This is a genomic window from Maribellus mangrovi, from assembly GCF_037646455.1.
GTDB classification, from domain to species: domain Bacteria; phylum Bacteroidota; class Bacteroidia; order Bacteroidales; family Prolixibacteraceae; genus Draconibacterium; species Draconibacterium mangrovi_A.
This window is the reverse complement of the sequence record NZ_JBBIXN010000002.1, coordinates 24,681-46,611: the sequence shown is the minus strand read 5'-3', so window position 1 is coordinate 46,611 and position 21,931 is coordinate 24,681. Positions and strand designations below refer to the sequence as shown.

At 41.4% G+C, this 21,931-nt stretch carries 17 protein-coding genes; 4 read left to right on the top strand and 13 right to left on the bottom strand.

Annotated features, from left to right (window positions below):
* Nucleotides 1–3: 3 nt before the first annotated feature.
* The 5 genes from WFY05_RS08205 to WFY05_RS08185 all read right to left on the bottom strand — a co-directional run bounded on the left by WFY05_RS08205 (nucleotide 4) and on the right by WFY05_RS08185 (nucleotide 7,119).
* Nucleotides 4–393 (bottom strand): DUF4890 domain-containing protein, encoded by a 390-nt coding sequence (locus WFY05_RS08205; protein ID WP_340112315.1) that lies wholly within the window; start codon nucleotides 391–393, stop codon nucleotides 4–6.
* 82 nt (nucleotides 394–475) lie between these two features.
* Nucleotides 476–1,114 carry a DUF2490 domain-containing protein gene (locus WFY05_RS08200; RefSeq protein WP_340112314.1) on the bottom strand — a complete coding sequence of 213 codons (639 nt, stop codon included), beginning with the start codon at nucleotides 1,112–1,114 and terminating at the stop codon, nucleotides 476–478.
* Between the two features lie 191 nt (nucleotides 1,115–1,305).
* Complete coding sequence (locus WFY05_RS08195; RefSeq protein WP_340112313.1) at nucleotides 1,306–2,751, bottom strand: RagB/SusD family nutrient uptake outer membrane protein; 1,446 nt, start codon at nucleotides 2,749–2,751, stop codon at nucleotides 1,306–1,308.
* 19 nt (nucleotides 2,752–2,770) lie between these two features.
* A complete protein-coding gene (locus WFY05_RS08190) occupies nucleotides 2,771–5,908 on the bottom strand; it encodes a SusC/RagA family TonB-linked outer membrane protein (RefSeq protein ID WP_340112311.1) in 3,138 nt (1,045 codons plus the stop codon).
* Between the two features lie 329 nt (nucleotides 5,909–6,237).
* Nucleotides 6,238–7,119, bottom strand: coding sequence for a M23 family metallopeptidase (locus tag WFY05_RS08185; RefSeq protein WP_340112309.1), 882 nt, complete (start codon nucleotides 7,117–7,119; stop codon nucleotides 6,238–6,240).
* Nucleotides 7,120–7,165: 46 nt separating this feature from the next.
* On the opposite strand from WFY05_RS08185, the gene WFY05_RS08180 reads away from it, so the two are divergent.
* Entirely contained in the window at nucleotides 7,166–7,636 is a 471-nt protein-coding gene (locus tag WFY05_RS08180; protein ID WP_340112308.1) for a DUF4268 domain-containing protein, read from the top strand.
* Nucleotides 7,637–7,650: 14 nt separating this feature from the next.
* Here the strand turns inward: WFY05_RS08180 and WFY05_RS08175 are convergent, their stop codons facing one another.
* The 4 genes from WFY05_RS08175 to WFY05_RS08160 all read right to left on the bottom strand — a co-directional run bounded on the left by WFY05_RS08175 (nucleotide 7,651) and on the right by WFY05_RS08160 (nucleotide 11,223).
* Entirely contained in the window at nucleotides 7,651–8,136 is a 486-nt protein-coding gene (locus tag WFY05_RS08175; protein WP_340112307.1) for a cupin domain-containing protein, read from the bottom strand.
* Complete coding sequence (locus WFY05_RS08170) at nucleotides 8,136–8,513, bottom strand: SRPBCC domain-containing protein (protein WP_340112306.1); 378 nt, start codon at nucleotides 8,511–8,513, stop codon at nucleotides 8,136–8,138. Before WFY05_RS08170 ends, WFY05_RS08175 begins: the two co-directional genes overlap by 1 nt.
* A gap of 134 nt (nucleotides 8,514–8,647) precedes the next feature.
* Nucleotides 8,648–10,642 (bottom strand): DUF3078 domain-containing protein, encoded by a 1,995-nt coding sequence (locus tag WFY05_RS08165; protein ID WP_340112305.1) that lies wholly within the window; start codon nucleotides 10,640–10,642, stop codon nucleotides 8,648–8,650.
* 122 nt (nucleotides 10,643–10,764) lie between these two features.
* Nucleotides 10,765–11,223 carry a CYTH domain-containing protein gene (locus WFY05_RS08160; RefSeq protein WP_340112303.1) on the bottom strand — a complete coding sequence of 153 codons (459 nt, stop codon included), beginning with the start codon at nucleotides 11,221–11,223 and terminating at the stop codon, nucleotides 10,765–10,767.
* Between the two features lie 86 nt (nucleotides 11,224–11,309).
* On the opposite strand from WFY05_RS08160, the gene WFY05_RS08155 reads away from it, so the two are divergent.
* A complete protein-coding gene (locus WFY05_RS08155; protein WP_340112301.1) occupies nucleotides 11,310–11,864 on the top strand; it encodes an HD domain-containing protein in 555 nt (184 codons plus the stop codon).
* Here WFY05_RS08155 and WFY05_RS08150 read toward each other — a convergent pair whose 3' ends face one another.
* From WFY05_RS08150 to WFY05_RS08140, 3 genes are all read right to left on the bottom strand, one after another.
* Nucleotides 11,865–13,289, bottom strand: coding sequence for a TolB family protein (locus tag WFY05_RS08150; protein ID WP_340112300.1), 1,425 nt, complete (start codon nucleotides 13,287–13,289; stop codon nucleotides 11,865–11,867).
* 79 nt (nucleotides 13,290–13,368) lie between these two features.
* A complete protein-coding gene (locus WFY05_RS08145) occupies nucleotides 13,369–14,367 on the bottom strand; it encodes a GntR family transcriptional regulator (RefSeq protein WP_340112299.1) in 999 nt (332 codons plus the stop codon).
* A 140-nt stretch (nucleotides 14,368–14,507) separates the two neighbouring features.
* Nucleotides 14,508–16,289: an L-fucose isomerase gene (locus WFY05_RS08140; RefSeq protein WP_340112298.1), complete on the bottom strand. Its 1,782-nt coding sequence runs from the start codon at nucleotides 16,287–16,289 to the stop codon at nucleotides 14,508–14,510.
* A gap of 271 nt (nucleotides 16,290–16,560) precedes the next feature.
* Here WFY05_RS08140 and WFY05_RS08135 point away from each other — a divergent pair, with 271 nt between their 5' ends.
* Nucleotides 16,561–17,733 (top strand): MFS transporter, encoded by a 1,173-nt coding sequence (locus tag WFY05_RS08135; protein ID WP_340112297.1) that lies wholly within the window; start codon nucleotides 16,561–16,563, stop codon nucleotides 17,731–17,733.
* Between the two features lie 139 nt (nucleotides 17,734–17,872).
* On the top strand, nucleotides 17,873–20,518 hold the full coding sequence (locus tag WFY05_RS08130; RefSeq protein ID WP_340112296.1) for a DUF5686 and carboxypeptidase regulatory-like domain-containing protein: 2,646 nt from the start codon (nucleotides 17,873–17,875) through the stop codon (nucleotides 20,516–20,518).
* A gap of 154 nt (nucleotides 20,519–20,672) precedes the next feature.
* Here WFY05_RS08130 and WFY05_RS08125 read toward each other — a convergent pair.
* A partial coding sequence (locus WFY05_RS08125) for a hypothetical protein (RefSeq protein WP_340112295.1) occupies nucleotides 20,673–21,931 on the bottom strand: 1,259 nt, incomplete at its 5' end.

The following is a 21,931-nucleotide window of genomic DNA, read 5'->3' as shown; positions in this document are numbered from 1 at the left end:
AATCTACTGGCGACCGGAACCACCCGGTCCCCTCCTGGAACGTCTTTCTTCCAGGTACTTCTCGTATTTTTTGTATTGATCTTCGGTGAGAATCTTTTTCATTTCCTTATTCTGCTCATCACGGAGTTTTCCCATTTTTTCGCGCATTGCTTCGCGGTCTCCACCACCTGATCTCATGTCTTCAAACATTGCGGACATCTTCTCTGAATATTTTTCATTCAGTTCCAGTACCTTTTTTTGCTGATCTTTATTCAGGTCAAGCTCTTTTGTGAGTTCTTCGGTCTGGCGTTTAGCCCTCTCTTTCGGATCGAAGTCTCGCTGGCCACGATTTTGAGCAACTGTAACTACAGTAAAAGCGAATAGTGCAAGTAATACTAAACCTAATTTTTTCATTGTTGCATAAGTTTTAATTCAATATTAGAGATATTGCTGCTTTGACAGTTGCAATAAAAGAAGGTTTAACCGGAGCTAAAAATTAAATTGTAAAAGCGAGGTTTAATCCAACAACATCAGAAGAAATCCACTTGTTAAGCAGTTTTGCCTTCTGAAGCGCATAATAAGCCGACAGTTTGAAGGATTTGTCCGTGAAAGCAACTATACCGCCATAAAAACGCAGCAAGTGGATTCCATTATCGTTAAGCTTAATAAATGCTTCTTCCGTAGTATAAAACTGCATTCCCCATGTTGTTAGTTTCGGAAACTGCAATGTTAATGCCTGCCTGTACCTGAAATGATCGTTCAGATTCTTGAAGTTGCGATATTCGAAACGGTTGCCCAAAGTGATTGTAAATTCATTCAAACGATCGGAAAAGTTGACATAGGCCAGGGGGCGGTTTTCGGTTATCCATGTATTTTGAATCGGCTGCGATTTTACCAAACGAAAACCAAGACCGTAATCCAACCACTCTTTTGCACGATGCACAACATAAGCCTCTCCATAAACCACTTCGAGTCGCGAACTTGTTGTGGCATATTGAATCTTTTGGGCGACTTTAACCGAAAACTGTTCATTCAGGCGGGTTGTCAACTGGTTTTTGTTCCATATTTCAAACTTTCGCTGTGCAGAAGTACACAGCCCCAAAAACAGTAATATGATGGTAAACAACCTTGACATGTGGTAAAAATAAAAATAGTGCTATTTATGAAACATCTGAATGTGCTTACAAAAGAAAAGCTTAATTGAATATTTACGTTGATGAAGTTTTAAATTGTTTCTAAGGTATTATTGTGCCGGAACATGCCGGACTACATAAAAAAAGGGTTGCAGTACTGCAACCCTTTCTTGTATTATTTCAATTGTACCTATTAAGGATTCTGATCGTTTTCACTGATCAAATCATTGGCATCAATTTCATCCTGAGGTATCTGGTAAACCAGTTTATTTGATTCTGCAGGCAGTTGCATGGTAACAGCAACAACAGGATCATGATTACTGTTTGTTCTGTCAACCGGAATTTTCAGACGTTTGATATCTAAACCTCTGAAGCCTTCACCCCAAAGTTCAATTCTTCTTTCTAAAAGAATTTCATCCAATAGTGCCTGACCTGTTTCAGAAACTGTTGCTTCAACTGAATAGCGATGATCGCGCAGTTCTTTTAACAAGGCTTGCGCTTGTGAATCTTCACCACCTTTACGAGCTCTGGCTTCTGCTTCAATCAAAAGCATCTCTTCAGGACGCATCATTACGTAATCGGCGGCAAATTCTTTATCGCCACCTGATGCAAATTTATAAGGGATCAAACGACCTGATTCGGCATCAGTTGCATCAATCAGTTGCTTTCTTACATCGTTATCATCCATTTCGTTGTACAAGGCCAGGCTGTATGATTTCGGGCTGTATCCCAAACCACAATATCCGCCAATAGTCCAGTCCATATGTGAGAACCATGAGGCATAAATTGTTGATTGCTCATCGTTAATTTCAAGACCCCACATCCAGTTTTGTTCAGCGTAGCTGTCAAATCCGGTTGAGAAATCATCCGGCGACATGATGCTGTATCCGTTACGGGCAGCACTTGCCATTGTTGCGGCAGTGTTCCAGTCGTTCATTACAAGTGCAACACGGGCACGAACTCCCTGGGCAATGTTTAACGTTGGATCAGAGATATGACGCTGAGCTAAACCACTTGACTGGAACAGGCTGATAGCTTCATCAAGGTCTGCAACGATCTGGTCGTAGACTTGACTAACCGAACTACGTTCTTTTCCTTCAACTGTACCTTCAAGATAAATTGGCACACCCGGATCATTTTCATGTCCTTTGTATGTAAACTGGAACATTTGAACCAGTCTGAAGTATGAAAACGCACGGATTGTAAGTGCCTGAGCTTTCAGATTTTGCTTAAACTCTTCACTATCCGACGCAGCTTCATCAATGTTATTGATAACACCGTTTACATTATAAATGGCTCTGTAGTATAATGTCCATGTATAAGTGGGACGACGATAAGTTGCATTCCGGTTATCGATGTTATAATCGTAACCAAACCAGTGGAAACGTTCAACAGCAATATCTTCACCCATTAAATCCTGGGCAAGGTCAATCGCTTTAACGCCAAACTGGTCGTGATTGGAGTGAAATTCACGCAAATCGCGCTTAACACCATCGAGCACGGTTTGAGCACCTTCGGCAGTTTCAAATACAGCCTGATCAGAGATTTCGTTGGTAGGTCCGGTTTCAAGGTAATCTTCAGAACATGCTGAAAACATTACTGAAACGATTGCTAGTATATATATTATTTTTCTTTTCATTTCTTAATCCTCCCAATAATTAAAATTTAACATTTAACCCAAATGAAACGGTTCTAATCGGTGAATATTGGTTTCCAGGATTTCCGCCAAGCGATTGCTGAGGATCGAGTCCTTTTCGTTTAGAGAACAGGTAAACATTATCTGCCGCAACATATACCCTCAATACATCGATCCTTGCTTTTTCAGTTATACTTGTTGGTACTGTGTACCCCAGGTTAATGCTTCTAAAGTTCAGGTAATCGCCATCAACAAGGAATCGTGTTGAACGGCCATTAGCATCCTGATCACCATCAATAATTGGTACATCAGTATCTGTATTTTCCGGAGTCCACCTGTTAAGAATATCCGAGTGCCAGTGGTCACCATATTCACCACCGTGCATTAATCCGGCGTAACTTCCATCATAAACTTTTCCGCCAAGACCAAAGTTGAACATCACAGACAGGTCGAAGTTGAAAAATTCCATGGTGTTCACAACACCACCTGTAAAGTCAGGAAGTGCCGATCCAACATAGTAACGATCTGCATCGGCATATTCTTCGGTTGTTCCGCGTTCACCTGTAAGAACAGGATCGCCGTTATCATCAAAAACCGGATCTCCATTTTCGTCAGTTTCCTGAATATCATAGTACCACATTGATTTTCCGTTGTTAGAATTTACACCTGCATATTCTTCGATGTAGAAATCGAAGATTGATTTACCAACTTCCCAACGTTTGCTTCCATCAATAATGAATTCCTGCGGAATCGATTTGATTTCGTTGGTGTTACTACTCAGGTTTACATCCAGATTCCACCTGAAGTTGTTTTGGTTCACCAGTAAAGCTCCAAGTTCAATTTCGAAACCTTTGTTTTGCAACTCAGCAATGTTTGCATCGATCGATGTAAAACCGGTTGAAGGAGCCAGTGGTTTTTCAAACAACAAATCTTCATTGTTTCTAATGTAGTATTCAAAATTTACAGAGTAACGGTCGAGGAATTTAGTTTCGGCACCTACGTTTGTCGATTTCAGTGCTTCCCAGGTTAACTCCGGTGTAGCCAAACGACTTGCAAGTAATCCAGGATAATCAATGTTATTCCATCCGGTTGAATAAAGTCCCTGGTAAGCGTAGTAAGAACCAATGCGGTCACTTCCCTGCTCACCATAACTTGCTTTCAGTCTTAAACTGTTAATCCAGGCAGCATCTTGCATGAAGTTCTCTTCCGAGATTCTCCACGAAACACCCGCTCCCCAGAATTGTCCCCAGCGAACATCTTTGGCAAAACGTGAGTTACCATCGGTACGGAAGTTAAAACTAGCGTAGTAGCGATCTTTGTAATCGTAATCAACCTTTGCCAGGTAACTTTCGATACGGTAGTTGTGTTCGTATGAACCCGATCCTTCAGCAGTTGCTGCAGCATCCAATTCAACCAATCCAGGGAATGGGAAACCTGTACGTGTTGCCGACAGGTAGTTATAACGATATTTGTAGTTCTCGTGACCGGCCAGTACGTTGATATGATGATCTCCGAATGTTTTGTCGTAAGTCACCAGTTCGTTAGCTGTATACGAGAAAGTTCGTGTACCTGTGCGTGTTGAACGTCCCTGGAAATTCTGTGCATCACCATATTTTTGGTTTTGGTGAGTTAACGCTGAATAATTGTAGAAGTCAGTACTCATCGAAACTTTAAAGTTCAATCCTTCCATCAATTTGAAATCAGCATAACTACGCATGGTGAAAATATCACGACCGTAATCGCGAGTATCCAGTTCAATTGTTCCCAGTGGGTTTACATTCGAACCATAAGATCTTGCACGACCGTATTCATTACCATAGTCGTATATTTTATTGCCTTCAGCATCTGTTTGAAGATTACCATCGTTATCGTAAAGATAAACCGGATAAATGGGCGCAATAAAACGGGTGAACATAAATGAGTTCACATAAGAACTTCCTGAAGAATTCGGGAAGTTTTGACGCGACAATGAACCTGAAACGTTCATTCCCACTTTTACCCAATCTTTTAGTTGCGAGTTCACGTTGGCACGAACTGAATACCTTCTGAATTCAGATGCTTTTATAATACCTTCATCATCCAGTACGGTTCCTGAAAGGAAGTAGTCCGTTTTTTCGGTACCACCACTTGCATTCAACACAACTTCCTGACGATTTCCGGTAACAAAAGCTTCCTCCTGCCAGTCATCAGTCCACAACAATTGTCCGCTGGAAGTGATCTGGCCGTTTGTACCAACAACCTGATTATCCGGCACATTGTAGGCATTGTATCCACCCAATGTGTAAACAAGATCTTCGCTGGCTGTTGCAGCTGCTTCCGAGGGTGTTGAACCCGCAGCCATCAGCGCGTTTCTGATTCCTTCCCACTGCAACTCGTAGTACTGCGGAACATTAACACGGTCGTATTCTTCAATAGCACGACTGTTAAAACCGTAAGAAGCTTTTACTTCAAAAGAAGATGTTCCCTGACGACCTTTTTTGGTGGTAATCATGATTACACCATTGGCTGCCCTTGAACCGTATAATGCAGTTGCTGAGGCATCTTTCAGAATTGTCATCGATTCAATATCGTCGGTAGTAATTGAGTTAAGGTTACCGTCAAACGGGAAACCATCAACTACAATCAGAGGATCAGCATCACCAAATGTGCTGATACCACGAATACGGATTGTGGCATTGGCACCGGGTTGTCCGGAACCACTGGTTACAGTAACACCTGCCGACATTCCCTGTAATGCTTTTGAGATACTTGAGGTTTGAATTTTTTCAAGATTCTCTGATTTTACTGTACTTGCAGAACCTGTAAATGATTCCTTTTTGGCTGTACCGTAGGCTACAACCATAACTTCGTCAACACCAATCACGTCGGGGCTAAGAACGGCATCCACTTTGGAACCTGAAACAGGAACCTCCTGCGTCTTCATCCCTACAAAAGAGAAAACCAAAACTTGTCCGGCTTCGTCCGGAACATTAAGATTATAAACACCATCGAGATTGGTTACGGTACCAATGGTAGTACCTTTTACTACAACTGAAACTCCAGGAATTGGCAATCCATCATCGGAACTCGTAACCGTACCGGTAATATTTACCACCTGAGCTTCTACCATCAGCACGCCTAACATGGCTATGCCTAAGAGCATAAGCGCAATTTTTTTCATAGATAAAAATTTAAGTTAATAACTTACTCACTCAATAATTACTCGCGCGAATTTAGTAAAAAATTAAAACTTTAACATTTATTCACAATATTTTAAAATCTATAATAGATAGACACTATTTATTTTGCTTATTCGGATAACCTTTTAAACTGTATAAATATTATATAAAAATGCTAGATAGACGTGAATTGGAGAAAAATATTCAGGGGCGCAGATCGACTTGAAGTCCAAATAGAAATATCAAAACAAATAATTCCTTTTAGAAATTTATGGTCGTGCTCAAATTTTTCAAACCATATTTAGACCGACCTTAACCGGAACATCAATATTTAATTTTGTTTTCCGAGTATTTTGCGTTGTTCTTTACGGGTCATCTCTAGTGCCCTGATTTCGTAGGGGTGAGTAACCACGTATTCGGAACTGGAATTTAATATTTCAATCTTGTCGTTATCGTAAATAAATTTCGGAATAATAAATTTCGGATCATCGGAGAAAAGCGACTGATACATGATTAGGATTTTTACCTGTTCCTCTCCCCTGCTGACCGCTCCCAGTTTTTGCCCTGCATAAATTTCATCTCCTGCTTTCAGATTTTTATCGTTAACTGTTACATTGTGGTAACACATTAAAGTACCATCGGGCTGCAAAATTGTTACCGTATTTGTCCACGCGTTGTACCACAGATTTGCATCACCTTTTCGTTCGGCACCGGCTATTTCAGCAATTGTCCCATTTCGCGAAGCAAACACTTCGTCGCCGGCATTTGCAAAAAATCCTGCCGCCGTCCATGAATCCAAATCTTCATTGCCCCAAAAACCCTCAATTTCTTTTACATCGAAGACATTTACTGTTTTACCTGCTTTAAATGGAATTAAATACGGAAAATCGAAATCGATCTTTGACAAAGGATTAGATCGGAATACCTTTATTTCGTAGTTAAAACGAGGCACGTCCTGCCCTTCGTAACGCAACAAAGTAAATAAATCGTTGAATCCAGGTGTAAGTTTTTTCACGTAGGGAACGGATTCCGGAAAGGCAGTATTTTGTAAATCACCAAATTTAAGGTGCAGAAAAAGTGGCACTTTTGAATTGTTATAGGCCGAGAAAATACAATCTCCAACCGCATTGTAATCGGCCTGAACTTCAACAGGCTGAGCCGACACATAAAGTACAAACACTGATAAAATCGCTGTTATAATAAGATTTCGCATGATGTTTTTTCGTTTCAAATTCAAATGTAGTTATTAATTTTGACGAATGTATTCGAAAGAAGAGCTCAAGCAACTCAACATAAATTTTTGGACCAATTTTGGGCAATATTGCGATGTGCACCCCACGCTGCGTCACAAAAAAAGAAAGTGGATGCTACACCGAACAAAGATTAAAGATATTGCCTTTCGTTTTGAAATTGGCCGGACAGATGCCAAAGTTATCCTTGAACTTGGAAGCCGAAATGAGAACCTCCGCTTAAAAGCTTTCGAATTTCTGGAACGTTGCAAAACAATTATGGAAGACGGATTTGAAAGTGGATTGATATGGGAATTCTTTCACGAACGCGAGGACAGTCACAAGCAAGTATGTAGAATATACACAGTACTTGATGGTGTTGATCTTCATCGGCAAAATCAGTGGCCCGATATCTATAATTTTTTTATTAAATGCATGAGTTTGCTGGAAGATAATTTTCTTTTGATCCGCGACTTACTTCAGGAAGAGCTGAAAAACTGATTTTCGTTGTGAAATTATTTTTTTAGTAATACTTCAATGAACCCGGCGAGTTCGGGAAATTCCTTCAAGATGCGTTGGTCAGCCAGTTCAAAATCATCAAAACAAAAGCCCGGTGCTACAGTACAACCTGCAAGTGCAAAAGATGCAGTATCGGGTAAACGCGCGGCAAACCAACAATTTTTAGGAATAATCAGCTGTAAATGTTCGCCTCGCTCCAGGTTTCTTCCAAGTTTGGCAGCATGTAGTTTTCCATTTTCGATCCATAGAATTTCAACAGCACCGGTTCCGGCATAATAATGCCAGATTTCGTCGGATTTAATGCGATGAAAAGCCGAAAAATCATTGCCCTCCAGTAAATAATAAATAGAAGTACCGGCATCCCGTTCGCCTATTGCGGTTCGAATCCGATCGTCCGAACGATAAATTTCACGAAACCATCCTCCTTCAGGATGCTTCTCGAGTTGTAGCTTTTCGATGTAATAGTTCGCTGAATTCTCCATCAAATAAATAGTTCCCTCAAGGCCCCAAAATAGTCTTCATCCCATCCATCCGAAATGTTCTCGTAGGCTTCATCAGGGATATTGGTATGAATCAATTCAACACTGGTCCCTTTTTTATCAGGGTGAAGTTTAATGGTAACGATCGAGTCATTTCCCTGATCGCCAAAAAACCATTGCTGCACGATTTTTCGGTTCTCTTCAAATTCCACATTCAGGCCTGTAATACTACCGTTCCACAAGGAAAATTCAGTGCCTGCTTCGGTCGACATCACGACCTCTTCCCCAGTCCAGATTTCCAGCATCCTGGGATTGGTAAGTGCGTTGTATACATCAGCCGGAGCAGCTTTTAAAGTATAGTAGCGTTTTATGCTTTTCATATTTCTGATTTGTTTGATTTTGCAAATTCAACATTTTAGAGAATTCACAAGAACTCTTTCCTTCAAATTTAAAACTTCCGCCGGAATTATCGATCCTGTTTCAGTCCTTTTGAGAGAAATGCAAAGCGGTTGGCTTATCGCACACGTTTTGTCCGGGTTACTTTTCGATTGATGGTGTAATTAAATCCTACAGTAATAAACTCCTTGATTTGCAGCTTAGCTTTTTCACCGATCTTATTATCGTCGTCATCGTACACCGGGAATAACACGTCATCGTCGTACACCATATGAAGCATCATTCTCATGCTGATGTAGTCCGTCAGCTGTACTCTCAGGTTATTTTCCCAGTCGATATCCAGTTTTTTAAACGGATCCCTGTAATTCACAAACATTTTGTATTTGGTCTCCCAGGTAATGTCCTGAGTAAGATTGGTTTTATATTTGAATTCAGCATTCAAACCCGGCTCCCAGAAAGCCCTCCTTCCAGCTTCAACACCAAACTTGGTTTGATCGATCAGAGCGGTATCCTTCACAAATACATTTTTTACAGTGATGGGCGATAAAAACAGCGAGAAATCGGAATTGGGTTTATAATCCATACCGAGTTTAAAATAAGTTTTCGCAGGTGACATAAACGCAGAAATCGGATCGGGATGATCTGCTTTTGGATATTTATAGCCCCTGAAAAACTGGGTATTAAAATTGAATTCACCACTGTAATACCACTTTTTGTGCGCTCTCAAACCGAAGCGTGAAGTCACTTCAACTTTATCATCGTTCTTTTTTAGCTCCGATCCTTTACCACCGGGCTGCAGCCAGCCATTTCGTATTTCGGCCGAGTTTTCCCATTTTATTTTTGCATCGGCACTCGAATAATTGGCCGAACCTTTTAAGTTTAACAAGAGCGAAATGGCACTTTCTCCCCCTTTCTTCCAGTTCTCGTAGTAGGTTTGTGTAAAACCGACCGATCCTTCACCATTTAATATCCACGGTGTTTCAACAGCATAAGGATTCTTCATTTTCGAAAATCCTGATTTATTTTCTTTCAAACTTTCAAAATCAAAATCTTTGGTTTGCCTTTCTGAAAAACGGTTAAAAGTAACACCATCACTTACCAGCAACTGAACTGACTTTTTATCCATCGATTTCAGAACCAGCTGCAGCGAATCGTTTTGAGCATTTTTTAGCCACATTTTGGCAAAATGAGTGTTGCCATTCTGCATGGTTACTGTCACCGGATCACCATTCATGTTCAACACATTTACCGTAGTGGTATCGATGTAATCGGCATACGAAGTCAGCAGGTCGATCACGACTTTTAAGGTGTCGTTCACTTCGTCCATCACCCTGTCGTTGTAAATGCGCAACACCCTGTAATTATTTAGTGTTACCGAATCGCGATACCGATTTGTCTTGAACCGAAGTTGTTGCTCAAACATGTTTTGACGGTATTCCTGAGCAACACGATTAACGGTTTCTGTGGTTACAGAATCGTTGTATTCCAGTCGTTTTTGTTCCACATATGCACTTCTAAGGCTATCGATTTTTACCAGTCGCTGAAACTCCTCGGGCGAATTTAAAATGCTGTCGGGTATAACTTCCGGAATAATCAAAGTGTCGGGAAAAACATAGCTTCCATCCGCAAACAGAACCATTCCTTTATCGGGTGGAACCAGTGGTGCCTCCAATTTTGCATTTTCAATTACCTGCTCAGGAACCGGAATTGGATTTTGCTGAACTTCGCTCTGCAAATCGATGCCAATTTGCTCTACATTTCTTTTAATTTCCTCTGCAGGAACATAACCCGGAACACTCAGGCTGTCCTCAACATTTTCAGGCAGTCGGTATACGTAGAAGGTATCGGCCAATTGCTTTTGGTGGAGAAAGTAAAGCGCAGTATCCAGTGGAATGTCTTCAAAAAAATTGATCAGGCTCCTAATGTTTGTTCGGACATCGGCATCCGTTACATGCCAGTTTTTATCCTGTAAAAAATACGTACGAAGAATTTCAATTCCGGATTCCAGGACCTCCTGATCATTGGTTTCTGTTTTCTTCTGAGCAAATGTTGTTTGTAGGAATGTAATACAAAAAAGAGCAACTAAAATTGTTCTTATTTTTGCTTGAACCATGTTTCTGTTTTTAGCTTTTTCTTCAAACGCAAAATTAGCATTTATGTTATATGCTTTGCTCCTGAATAAAATCAGGAATTAACAAAACCTTCTTAATAAAGTGGTGCTTTCTTACAAAAACTTTACCAAGTTGCAAACGGATGTTGTGCCAGCCAGGCATTAAAGTAGCGCTTATCGTTGCTTACTTCGCTTAAAATCCAGTCGGGCAGTACAATTTCTTCGTGTTCATCCTGAAGTTCAATTTCGGCTAAAACCAAACCATCGTTTTGATTTTTAAATACATCAACTTCCCAAACTTTTCCCTGAATTTCTTCAAGGTACCTGATCTTTTCAATCGGATGATCTACGCACATTTTTAACAGAACCGATGCATCCTCAGCAGGAATTTCATATTCCAGTTCGGTGCGGGTAATTCCCTTAGTTTCGCCTTTAATCGTAATAAAAGCCTTTTCGCCTTTTACTCTTACACGTACAACTCGTTTTTTATCAGTCGACAAATATCCCTGAATAATTTTTTCTCCGCGGGTAGTCGGCCACCATTTATGGGTATCCACTAAAAATTTGCGTTCGATCTCAAGCATTTTACATTTTTGAAATTCTGAAAAGTATTGTTTTAATCAAAGGCACAAATTTATTACTATTTTTAAGCAAACTAAAAACCAAATTTATGATTTCGAGAGACGATGCCTTGCAATTATTAAACGAAAATATTAAAGCCGAAAATATGCGTAAACACTGTCTGGCTTCAGAAGCTGTGTTACGTGCTATTGCCCGTAAGTTGGGCGAAGATGAAGATGAATACGGTCTGGCAGGCTTGCTGCACGATATTGACGTGGAAATAACAAATGCCGACCCCAAAAAACATGGTCCATACGCTGAAAATATTCTAAAGGGAAAAGTTACCGATGAAATGCTTGATGCCATTGTAATGCACAATGAAATGGCGACAGGTAAGGAACGTTCTACGAAATTTCAGCAAGCACTGGCAGCAGGCGAAACCATAACCGGGTTGGTTACCGCAACAACGCTCGTTTATCCCGATAAAAAGCTGGCCAGTGTTAAACCAAAATCGGTGACCAAGAGAATGAAGCAAAAAGCTTTTGCCGCTTCTGTGAAACGTGAGAATATTTTAGAATGTGAGAAAATCGGAATTCCAATTCACGAATTTGCCGAGCTTTCAGTAAACGCCATGCGCGAAATCAGCGACGAACTTGGCCTGTAATCAATAAGTATACGAAACAAAAGCCACCTTCTTTGAATCGGGGCTCCAAGAAGGAACGTTGATGGTGCCCTGACCGCCGTACAAAAAAGCAACCACTTTGATTTCACCGCCATCTGCAGGCATCAGTCGCAGCATAACACGCTGATTGTGCGGATGCGAAGCCGCCGGCACCTCGGGCGGATATGAAATCATGATCAGCCATTTACCATTGGGTGAAGGATGTGCAAACCAGTTCTGGTAGTTATCAAATGTCACCTGCTCTTGTTCCGAACCATCGGGTTTCATTCGCCATATCTGCATCATTCCACTACGTGTAGAATTAAAATAGATGTATTTTCCATCCGGTGAATATTCGGGCCCGTCATCCAATCCTTCTATTGTAGTCAGGCGAATCTCTTTCCCTCCGGCCGAAGGAATTTTGTAAACATCGTAATTGCCGTTTCGCTCGGCACAATAAGTCAGCCACTTTCCATCGGGCGACCAACCGTGCCAGTACGATGGCCCTTTTTCGGTAATCCTTTTTGGCGTGCCGCCTTCTATCGGGACTGTATATATTATTGAATGATTTACGCCATTCTCTTCCACATGATTACTGATCGCCAATGTTTTCCCGTCAAAAGAAATTCCGTGGTCATTATTATTTGATTGTGCAAATCCGGTATTGATTTCCTCTGGCTTCATCGTTTCAGCATCAAATTTGTACAATTTTCCGTCCGAGTTATAAATCAGAAACTTACCGTCGCGCGACCAGTTTGGTGCTTCAATGTGCTCGTCGGTTTCGTAAATGATCTTCCTGTTTCCGCTTGCCACCTCCAAAATTTCGAGGCGGCTGGGTGATGGATTCCGATAACCATCAACACCTTCGGCTGCCGGAATTTCAATGCGCACATTACTGAATTTGGCTGTTTCCACCACACCTGTGTCGTGCGAACAGATAAACATCCCAATAGAAACTTCAGCACCCAGATCAAATTGCTTTTCAGCAACGGTGATTAAAGGCTGTCTATCCTTTGAAATACGAACAATATATGTGTCTCCTTTCCTTTCCAGCTGAATAAACTGCGGTGCATTAAGCTCCGATGGAATTTCATCGGTATTCTCTCCTTTTTTTTCGCGGAATTGCATTCCGGTCAATCCATCGCCATGTACACAAACATTGACATAGGCCGAATTGGCATCAAAATCAGAGCGGGCCATCAAACCAATTTTTCGATGAGGATTTACACCTTCGCCAACAAACTGAACATTAGCAGAAAAGATAAAATCACCTTTTACCTTTTGAAAAACAAACCAAAACTCGTCATTATCGAACCACATGTTCTCGCCGGCACCTTTTAATGTGAAAGTTTGCAACTCGTTGTGGTAGATGGTATTTCCTTTCAGAACGGGATTACCAATGGCAATCGAGGAAAATTTTGTATTCAAATTCTGCGCGTTTACAGTTGCGAAAACAAAGGAAGAAAACATTACAAGCAGAGATATACTAAGTCGTTTCATTACGTAATTAAATTGAATCACGTAAAATTAACGAAGTACTTAATATTTTAGCTACTTTCTTTTTATTTTTCACAAACTCGGCTGCTTCCCTGCCCATCTCTTCAAAATCGGTTGAAACAACGGTGATCCCGCCTCCAACAATTTGTTTCATAGGTGTATCGTTGTATGAGAGTACTCCAACATCTTTACCCAATTCAAGGTTTTTTGTCCGGCAGCTTTTGATCACTTCCACCAAATCGGCGTCATGAATAACAAAATAGGCGGTATTTTCTTTTACCTGATCGAGATGAATTGAACTAACTTGTTTGAAAGCGATAGAACGCTTGGTACAAAATCCGCTAACTGCCGTTACAATAGCCGATGGATGAGGAGTAATTTGTTCATCGTAGACCAGCACCATTTCGGCGTATTTCTGAAGTTGTGCTGCACCTTTATCCAAACATTGAACCAGTGACTGGCTAAAATCCTGAAGCAGGTAGTTTGTTTTTTCATCTTCGGGAGTTCCCATGTCGAGAATTAGCAATTTGTGGGGATCGATTTTCTTTAGAACAGGATGAATTGTCGCCTCGTCAATATTCATTACGATATACATGCTGTAACGACCTAAACTGTTCTCGATTAGCTGGGTAAAAACCTCCTGATTGTAGTGATGAAATAAAAGATCGACAGAATAAGTTTCGGGCAGGTTTTGCCGAAACGATTGATAGAGTTGCTCCTTAAAAGCGCTGAAATCATCGAGCAGCATGAATACTTTAAAAGAATCGCCCGACACAAAATAACCTTTCGTTGGTGCCGATTCAATCAGGTTGCGTTGCTTCAATATGTTATAAGCCTTAAACACCGTATCTCGCGAAAAACCACTGTCGGCACTCAATTGATTCACCGAAGGCAGCATGTCTCCATTTTTAAGCAAACCATTCGCAATGGCTTCCGAAATAGAATGCACCAGTTGTTGCAATTTGGTTTGCCCTGCAGTATCATCTATTTTAAATCTTGGTTTTGCCATGCTATTTTAAATTAGGTGTCTGAAAGTATAAGTTAGCCAAATCGTCACGCTGAATTTATTTCAGGTTCTGTCAAATCAACAAGATTCTGAAACAAGTTCAGAATGACGGCAATATCACGCTTTCAGACACCTTTTATGTGCTATCCGTAAATTGGTCCAAAATTCGCGCAGGCGCGATAATCCGAGCCTTCTTTATCTTCACCAAACGCATTCCATGCACTTGGACGGAAAATCTGGTCCTCTTCAACATTGTGCATACAAACCGGAATACGCAGAATAGAAGCCAGTGTGATCAGGTCGGCACCAATGTGTCCGTAGCTAATGGCACCGTGATTTGCTCCCCAGTTGGCCATGACCGAATACACATCTTTAAAAGCACCTTTTCCGGTTAATTTTGGAGCAAACCAGGTGGTTGGCCAGGTTGGATTGGTGCGTTCATCCAATACTTTGTGAATGTCATCTTCCAAATCAATCGTATAACCTTCTGCAATTTGCAGCACAGGTCCCTGCCCTTTTACCAGGTTTACCCGGCTCATGGTTATGGGCATTTCACCACTGGTTTTAAACTGACTCGAAAAACCTCCTCCGCGGAAGTATCCGGTTTCTGCCGGACAGAATTTGGTGTTTTTTAAACACGCATCAACATCCTGCTCGGTAATTTCCCAGAATGGTTTCATTACTGAGTTTCCTTCAGCATCCTTTTGCTGCCCCGTGGCATCCATTGTGGTCGACCCTGAATTGATCAGGTGAATAAGCCCGTCTTTCGCCATACCAGTTAAATCTTTACCTGTCACACGTTTAACAGCTTCAGGGCTCCAGTAGGTACGAACATCAGAAAAGATCTGTGCGGTGTTGGTCAGGAGGTGACCAAACAACATTGGCACTGCATTTAGGCTGTCGTTTTCGGTGGCAAATACAAAAGCTTCACGAATTCCGTTCCAATCGAACGAACTGTTGAGAATTGTTTCTGAATAGTCACCATTCGGGTAATAATCAGTCCACTGACGCTGTCCCTGGAAACCACCGGCAATGGCATTGTGTCCGTTGGCTTCTTCACCAAATCCGGCTTCTTTCAGTTTTGGGTTACCGATCATCAGGTCGCGCATAATCAGCGTCATTTTTACAACTGTCTCCCACTCCCAGTCTTTACGTGCACGGTCCGACTGCTGTTCAGGCGCGTTGTAATCATCGCCTTCAATAATATTCTCGTTAGTCCAAGCCAGTGCTTTTTCGTATTCCTCTTTATCATATATCTCCTGATCCAGACGACGTTTTACTTCGGTCATATCAACAAACTCAGTACGCATACCCAGGTAATCCTGAAAAAAATCGGGATTAACCATCGATCCGGCAATACCCATTGAAGTGTAACCAAGCGAGAGATAGGATTTCCCTTTCATTTGCGCCACTGCTAAAGCCGATTTTACAAAGCGCAGAATCTTCTCAGAAACATCCCCAGGAATACTTTCGTCGTCGCTGTCCTGAACATCGCGACCATAGATACCAAAAGTCGGGAATCCTTTTTGATTATAACCCGCCAATGCAGCCGCCAGGTAAACTGCTCCCGGACGCTCGGTTCCGTTAAAACCCCAAACTGCTTTTGGAATCATAGGAGTGGCATCCATAACTTCGGTCCCGTAACACCAGCAAGGAGTAACCGTCAGCGAAACGCCAACACCTTCGGCCGCAAATTTATCGGCACACAAAGCGGCTTCTGCCACTCCTCCTATGGTTGTATCGGCAATCACACATTCTACTTTTTCTCCACCGGGAAAACGCAGATTTTTCTCGATCAAATGCGCTGCGTTCTTTGCCATGTTCATGGTTTGAACCTCGAGCGATTCACGCACTCCTCTTTCGCGCCCGTCGATTACCGGGCGAATTCCTACCTTAGGTAGTCTTCCAATTAGTCTATTAGCCATTGTAAATAATATTTGTTGTTTTATTGAATATTTATGTCATACAGCTGTTTTTACTATGCTGTCCTGTCCTGTACTGCAATGTAAAAATTAAAACGAAATCAAAAAACAGTTTTTAGAGCATGTTTTTTCAAATTAAAGCTCAATCTCATAGCTAACAGGAGGAATACGATAGAAAGCCTTTAAGATATTAGCTATTTACAGCTATTATTGAATTCAATTTAAAACATAATTATTTCCAAGTTGTTTCATTGTAGAATTTTAAACTCAAAAAATGAAAGAGCTTCCACGTAATGTGTGGATATTAACCATCGCTCAGGCCTTATTATTATCGGTAAGTTCGTTGGTTGTTTTTGTTGGAGGATTGGTAGGTGCTGAATTGGCTCCCCTCGAAAAGCTTGCCACGCTTCCCGTTGCCAGCATTGTAATCGGAACGGCAGTAACCATACCTCCGGTAACTCTACTGATGAACACCATCGGCAGAAAAAAGTCGTTTTTTATCATCGGTGTGTTTTCCATCCTTGTAGCATTTTTAGCGGCTTATGCCATTTCCATATCCAGTTTTTACCTGTTTTGTGCCAGTACATTTTTACTGGGAACGACTTATTCCTGCGTTATGCAGTTTCGGTTTGCGGCCATGGAAAGTGTGCGCGAAGAATTAATCCCTAAAGCTGCATCGATGGTTTTGATTGGTGGAATTGCGGCCGCATTTACAGGGCCTGAGATTGCGTTGCTTGGAAAAGATCTCACATCGGTTGAATATACCGGCTCATTTATACTGCTGGCCGGATTGTTTGCTCTGGGGCTCCTGTTCTTATTTGCTTTTAAAAATCCGATTACACGTGATGAAAGCCATAAAAATCCTCAACGTGCTTTAAAAGAAATTCTAAAACAACGAGTTTTCTGGGTTGCTTTACTGAGTGCTACCATCGGTTACGCAGTAATGAGTTTTATTATGACAGCCACGCCGGTGAGCATGCACGTTATGGACGGTCACACGCTAGAACATACCAAGTGGGTCATACAAAGTCATATTGTTGCCATGTTCCTTCCGTCGCTGGTTGCAGCATGGGTGATTAAAAAGCTGGGGATTGCACGAATGATGATGACCGGACTGATTGCCTATCTGGTGTGCATTGCCATTGCATTTACCGGCAAAGCACTTGGAAATTACTGGATCTCGTTGGTGTTGTTGGGAATTGGCTGGAACTTTCTTTTTATTGGTGCCACTACCCTGCTGCCACGCTCCTACAAACCAAGCGAGCGGTTTAAAGTACAAGCTGTAAACGACTTTGTTATTTTTGGTGTTCAGGCTGTTGCATCGCTCTCTGCAGGTTGGTTTATATTTGCTGTGGGCTGGGAAATTCTCTTGTTGATTACGATTCCTTTTATTGTTTTTCAATTTATTATTGTCGGCAAATGGAATATGGAAAAATCGGAGGAATGAGTTATTTCTTTTTCGACAATCTTATTTAACCCAATATTCGATTCATTGATAGTTGGTTAAAGGGTTTTTAACGAAAATTATTTTTTTGATGAATTGAAAAGTTGTTATTTGCAGTTAAAACACTTAGCAAGCCAAATTCATGCGGAGAACAGATCATAAATACCGGTTGACGGTCATTCTGATTTTTTTAATTCTACTTTCCTTTCAGTCAGGTGCACAAATTCTATCAGGAAAAATTACCGACGAACAAAATCACCCCATTCCTTATGCTACCATTTTTATCAGTGAAACCCGGGAAGGCACCACGTCGAATGTCGACGGAAATTTTCAGTTTCAACTGGCCCACGGCAGTTATCACCTTACCATCCGATCGATGGGATTCTTGCAAAAGAATACGATCGTTAAAATTAACCGCGACAGTGTTTTTCTTCCGGTAGTTATGCAGATCCAGAAATTTGAATTAAAAGAAGTAAAGATATTTCCGGGTAAAGAAGATCCTGCATATTTTATCATGCGAAAAGCCATTGCAAAAGCCCCTTATTACCGCGAGAAAATAAAGCATTATGTGGCCGACCTGTACATAAAAGCAAATTTTGAATTTACCAATATTCCGAATTTCATAAAGAAACAGGAGGTGGAAGACGGTAAGAAATTTAAAGACTATTTTAAGGAAAACGTGACTTACGTGATGGAGTCGCAGAACAAAATAACGTTTGATTATCCCAATCATTACGATCAGAAAGTGATCAGCAAAAAAACATCGCTGACCGGAATTGATGAACCTCCGGTAATGGGCCTGATGACCACCAGCTATTATGAAGAACGACCGGAACAGGTGATCTCTCCCCTGTCTGCACCGGCACTTCGCCATTACGATTTCAGGTACGAGGGCTTTATCACAGTAGGCGATTTCGATGTTTTCAAAATTAAAGTAAGGCCAAAACGAAAGAGCGACGAACTGGTTAAAGGTTACATTTATATTGTCGATCAGCTTTGGTGCATTTACAACCTCGATTTCAGCTCGACTTTTGAATTTGTGGATTACCGCATCAAGCAACAATTCGAGAACCTTGGCAACGAAAACTGGCTGCCGGTTTCGCACAACATTACAGGAAATTTTGGAGCGCTGGGAATGCGTGGAAATTTTTACTACGGAGCCTCGGTAAAATACGATTCGATTGTTGACAATTATGCTTCAGGGATCGTTCCTCGGCTCGCTGATACGATAGTTGCCGAAAAGGAAATCACGAAAGCAGAAAGTGAAAAAACAAATGCATTGAAAGAACAGGTAGAACAGATCACACAAAAAGAAGAACTCAGCAATACAGACGTCAGGAAAGTAGCTCGTCTTAATCGAAAGATCCTAAAACAGGAATACAAAGATTCAACTCGTGTGATATCTGATTTTTATACCAATTACAACATCAACGATCAAAAAGATTCACTTGTTGAAAATATGCGTTGGGATACTATCCGTGCGATTCCGCTGACACCGTCCGAAGTGGCCAGTTACCAGATGGCCGATTCATTAAAATCGATGGAAAGCACCGAAACAGATACCTTACGAAGTGATGCTGAGCGTCGTAAATCAAAATTATCGAAAATTGCATTTGGCAGTTACGATTTGTACAGGGATTCACTGACCCGCTTGCGCTACAGCGGATTGATCAATCTAGAGAACTTCGATTTTAATGCAGTTGATGGCTACAAATACAAGCAATTCTTTCAGCTGAGTTACAATCCCGATTCGGCCAAAACCATTTACCTAACTCCTGAATTTGGTTACGCATTTAACAGAAAAGCAGTGTTTGGCAGCGTTAGCACACGGCTAGTAAACATTCTCGGATACGGAAATAGTCTGGAGTTAAAAGCCGGTAAAATGAGCAGGGATTTTAAAAGCGAATATGGTATTGATCCGATTTTAAATGCGCTAAGTTCGTGGTTTTTTGCCGAGAATTACATGAAGCTTTATGAAACAAAATTTGCCGGACTTAGTGTTTCGCAGCGGTTCAAAAAACAATGGACTGCACGGTTGAATATCGACTACAATCATTTTTACCCGCTCGAAAATCATGCAGATTATTTATTAAGTGACAATAAGGATTTCGAACCGAACATACCCGGAGGACTTTCCATGACCGATGAAGCGTTGTTGGAACAAAAAAGTTTTACATGGGAACTGGGATTGGAATATTACGAAAGGATCTACAAGCCCTGGCTGCAGGAATCGCCCTTTCTATTTCTCGATGATTACTACCGTTTCCAGGTCAGTTTTAAACAGGGCTTAAAAGGCGTATTTTCCTCGGGTTCTGATTACACTCAGATAGATTTCCAATTCAGGCAGGAGGCTAATATTTCGCCAACTTCAGGAATAGCCTGGAAATTAAACGCCGGTTACTTTTTAAATGCCGATCAATTACATTTTTCGGAATACAAACATTTTCAGACCTCGGAAATACCTGTAGCTTTTATTCCATTTACTAATACTTTGCAATTGCTTAACGATTACGAACCGGCTTCAAAAGAAGGCTACATCAACCTTTCAGGAGAATACCGAAGTGAATATGTTTTACTGCGTTACCTGTCGTTTGTAAATCGTAAAACCTGGAGCGAAAGTCTGCACCTGAATTATTTCAGCCGAAATCCATCGTGGGAAAATTACTGGGAAGTTGGTTACAGCCTAAATAACCTGTTTTTTGTTGGTAATGTCGGCTTTTTTACCGGTATTGCAAATGGCAATTTCGAAAGCTTTTCAGTAAAACTATCAATTGCCGTAAACGACTAGTTACTCATTTAGTCATTAAGAACAATCGTCATGCTGAATTCATTTCAGCATCTCAACAGATATCTAAAAGATTCCGAAATATCCAGATAAATATCGGGACGAGATGACGTTCTTACAGTCTTAAAATAAACAATTCACAACAAACATAACTCCATTACCTGGTCTCACTCAACCCGTTTTTTGCTTCGTCGTCATCCGGATTCAGTTCCAGTGCTTTTTTGTACCAGAAGCGCGCAACGTTCAAATTCCCTGAATCCAGGGCTTTCTTAGCCGTAGCTTTGTATTGAGTCACTCGTTCGGCTGAACGTCCCTGCAGACGTTCCTGTACCAATCTTTCAATTTCAGCCAACTGATCTCTGGGGTACTGCTCGTCCGATTTTTGTCCCAATGCCTGGTTGTACCAACCACGGGCTACTGCGAGTTCGTTTTCGCGGAAACTATTGTCGGCCAAATCAATAAAACGTTGGTATTCCCTGTCGCGCTGACTCATCATCATTCCATTCAGAATTCGGTTTATCTCATTGATACGTTGTTGCGGATAAGCTTCTTCCGGCCTCAAATCAAGTGCCTTGAAATACCAGGCCCGGGAAACATTGTATTGTGTGTCGTCGAAGAAGGCATCAGCTTTTATGATCAGCTGATCGTATAACGCGTTAATTCCTGATTCTTCAAGAATTCGCTGTTCATCGAGTTCTTCCTGCATGGCAGCAATGTTAGCTTTACGCTGCTCCAGATCTTTGGCTGCATCGGCTTCAGCCTGTGCCTGAGCTTTCTCTTGCGCCCATATATCATCAATTCGCTGGATTTGGGTACGCGGGTATTCTTCCTCAGGTTTTACCCCCAGCGCCAGTTCGTACTGTAACCTGGCATCGTCGTATTTCTTCGTGCGGAAATGACCATCGGCAACCACAATAATGTTGCGGTATTTCTCATCGATAACACGTTGCTCCAGAATACTATCGATTTCGGCAAGTCTCGTTTTTGGATACTGCTCCTCAGGTTTTAAGTTCGACGCCTCCTGGTAATTTTCTTTCGCCGGATTAAAATTGTTGGTATTAAAATAACGATCGGCATTGGTGATAAACGCAGCATACTTTCTGTCCAACTCTTCCTGCGCCGCTTTTGCTGCTGCAAGTTCCCTCAATATCCTGTCGATTTCGCTAATTTGCTGTTGAGGATATTCTTCCTCCGGTTTAATCGTTAAAGCCGAACGGTATTCATTTTTAGAATTCTCATATTCTTTGGCTTCAAACAGATCATCTGCCCTTGCAATTGCATCAGCGTAGTTCTTGTCCTTTTCAGCCTGAATAGCTGCAAGTCGAGCCGCTTCGGCAGCAGCTGCTTCCTGAGCCAGTCGTTCGCGTGTGGTTACAATCGAATCAATTTTTGCCAGTTGCTCATCCGGGTAAGATT

Coding starts and splice junctions, on each gene's coding strand:
- WFY05_RS08160 (WP_340112303.1), bottom strand. CDS start 11,223: ATGCTTGAGATCGAACGCAAATTTTTAGTGGATACCCATAAATGGTGG.
- WFY05_RS08180 (WP_340112308.1), top strand. CDS start 7,166: ATGTATTCGAAAGAAGAGCTCAAGCAACTCAACATAAATTTTTGGACC.
- WFY05_RS08185 (WP_340112309.1), bottom strand. CDS start 7,119: ATGCGAAATCTTATTATAACAGCGATTTTATCAGTGTTTGTACTTTAT.
- WFY05_RS08170 (WP_340112306.1), bottom strand. CDS start 8,513: ATGAAAAGCATAAAACGCTACTATACTTTAAAAGCTGCTCCGGCTGAT.
- WFY05_RS08190 (WP_340112311.1), bottom strand. CDS start 5,908: ATGAAAAAAATTGCGCTTATGCTCTTAGGCATAGCCATGTTAGGCGTG.
- WFY05_RS08195 (WP_340112313.1), bottom strand. CDS start 2,751: ATGAAAAGAAAAATAATATATATACTAGCAATCGTTTCAGTAATGTTT.
- WFY05_RS08200 (WP_340112314.1), bottom strand. CDS start 1,114: ATGTCAAGGTTGTTTACCATCATATTACTGTTTTTGGGGCTGTGTACT.
- WFY05_RS08205 (WP_340112315.1), bottom strand. CDS start 393: ATGAAAAAATTAGGTTTAGTATTACTTGCACTATTCGCTTTTACTGTA.
- WFY05_RS08145 (WP_340112299.1), bottom strand. CDS start 14,367: ATGGCAAAACCAAGATTTAAAATAGATGATACTGCAGGGCAAACCAAA.
- WFY05_RS08135 (WP_340112297.1), top strand. CDS start 16,561: ATGAAAGAGCTTCCACGTAATGTGTGGATATTAACCATCGCTCAGGCC.
- WFY05_RS08165 (WP_340112305.1), bottom strand. CDS start 10,642: ATGGTTCAAGCAAAAATAAGAACAATTTTAGTTGCTCTTTTTTGTATT.
- WFY05_RS08130 (WP_340112296.1), top strand. CDS start 17,873: ATGCGGAGAACAGATCATAAATACCGGTTGACGGTCATTCTGATTTTT.
- WFY05_RS08175 (WP_340112307.1), bottom strand. CDS start 8,136: ATGGAGAATTCAGCGAACTATTACATCGAAAAGCTACAACTCGAGAAG.
- WFY05_RS08155 (WP_340112301.1), top strand. CDS start 11,310: ATGATTTCGAGAGACGATGCCTTGCAATTATTAAACGAAAATATTAAA.
- WFY05_RS08140 (WP_340112298.1), bottom strand. CDS start 16,289: ATGGCTAATAGACTAATTGGAAGACTACCTAAGGTAGGAATTCGCCCG.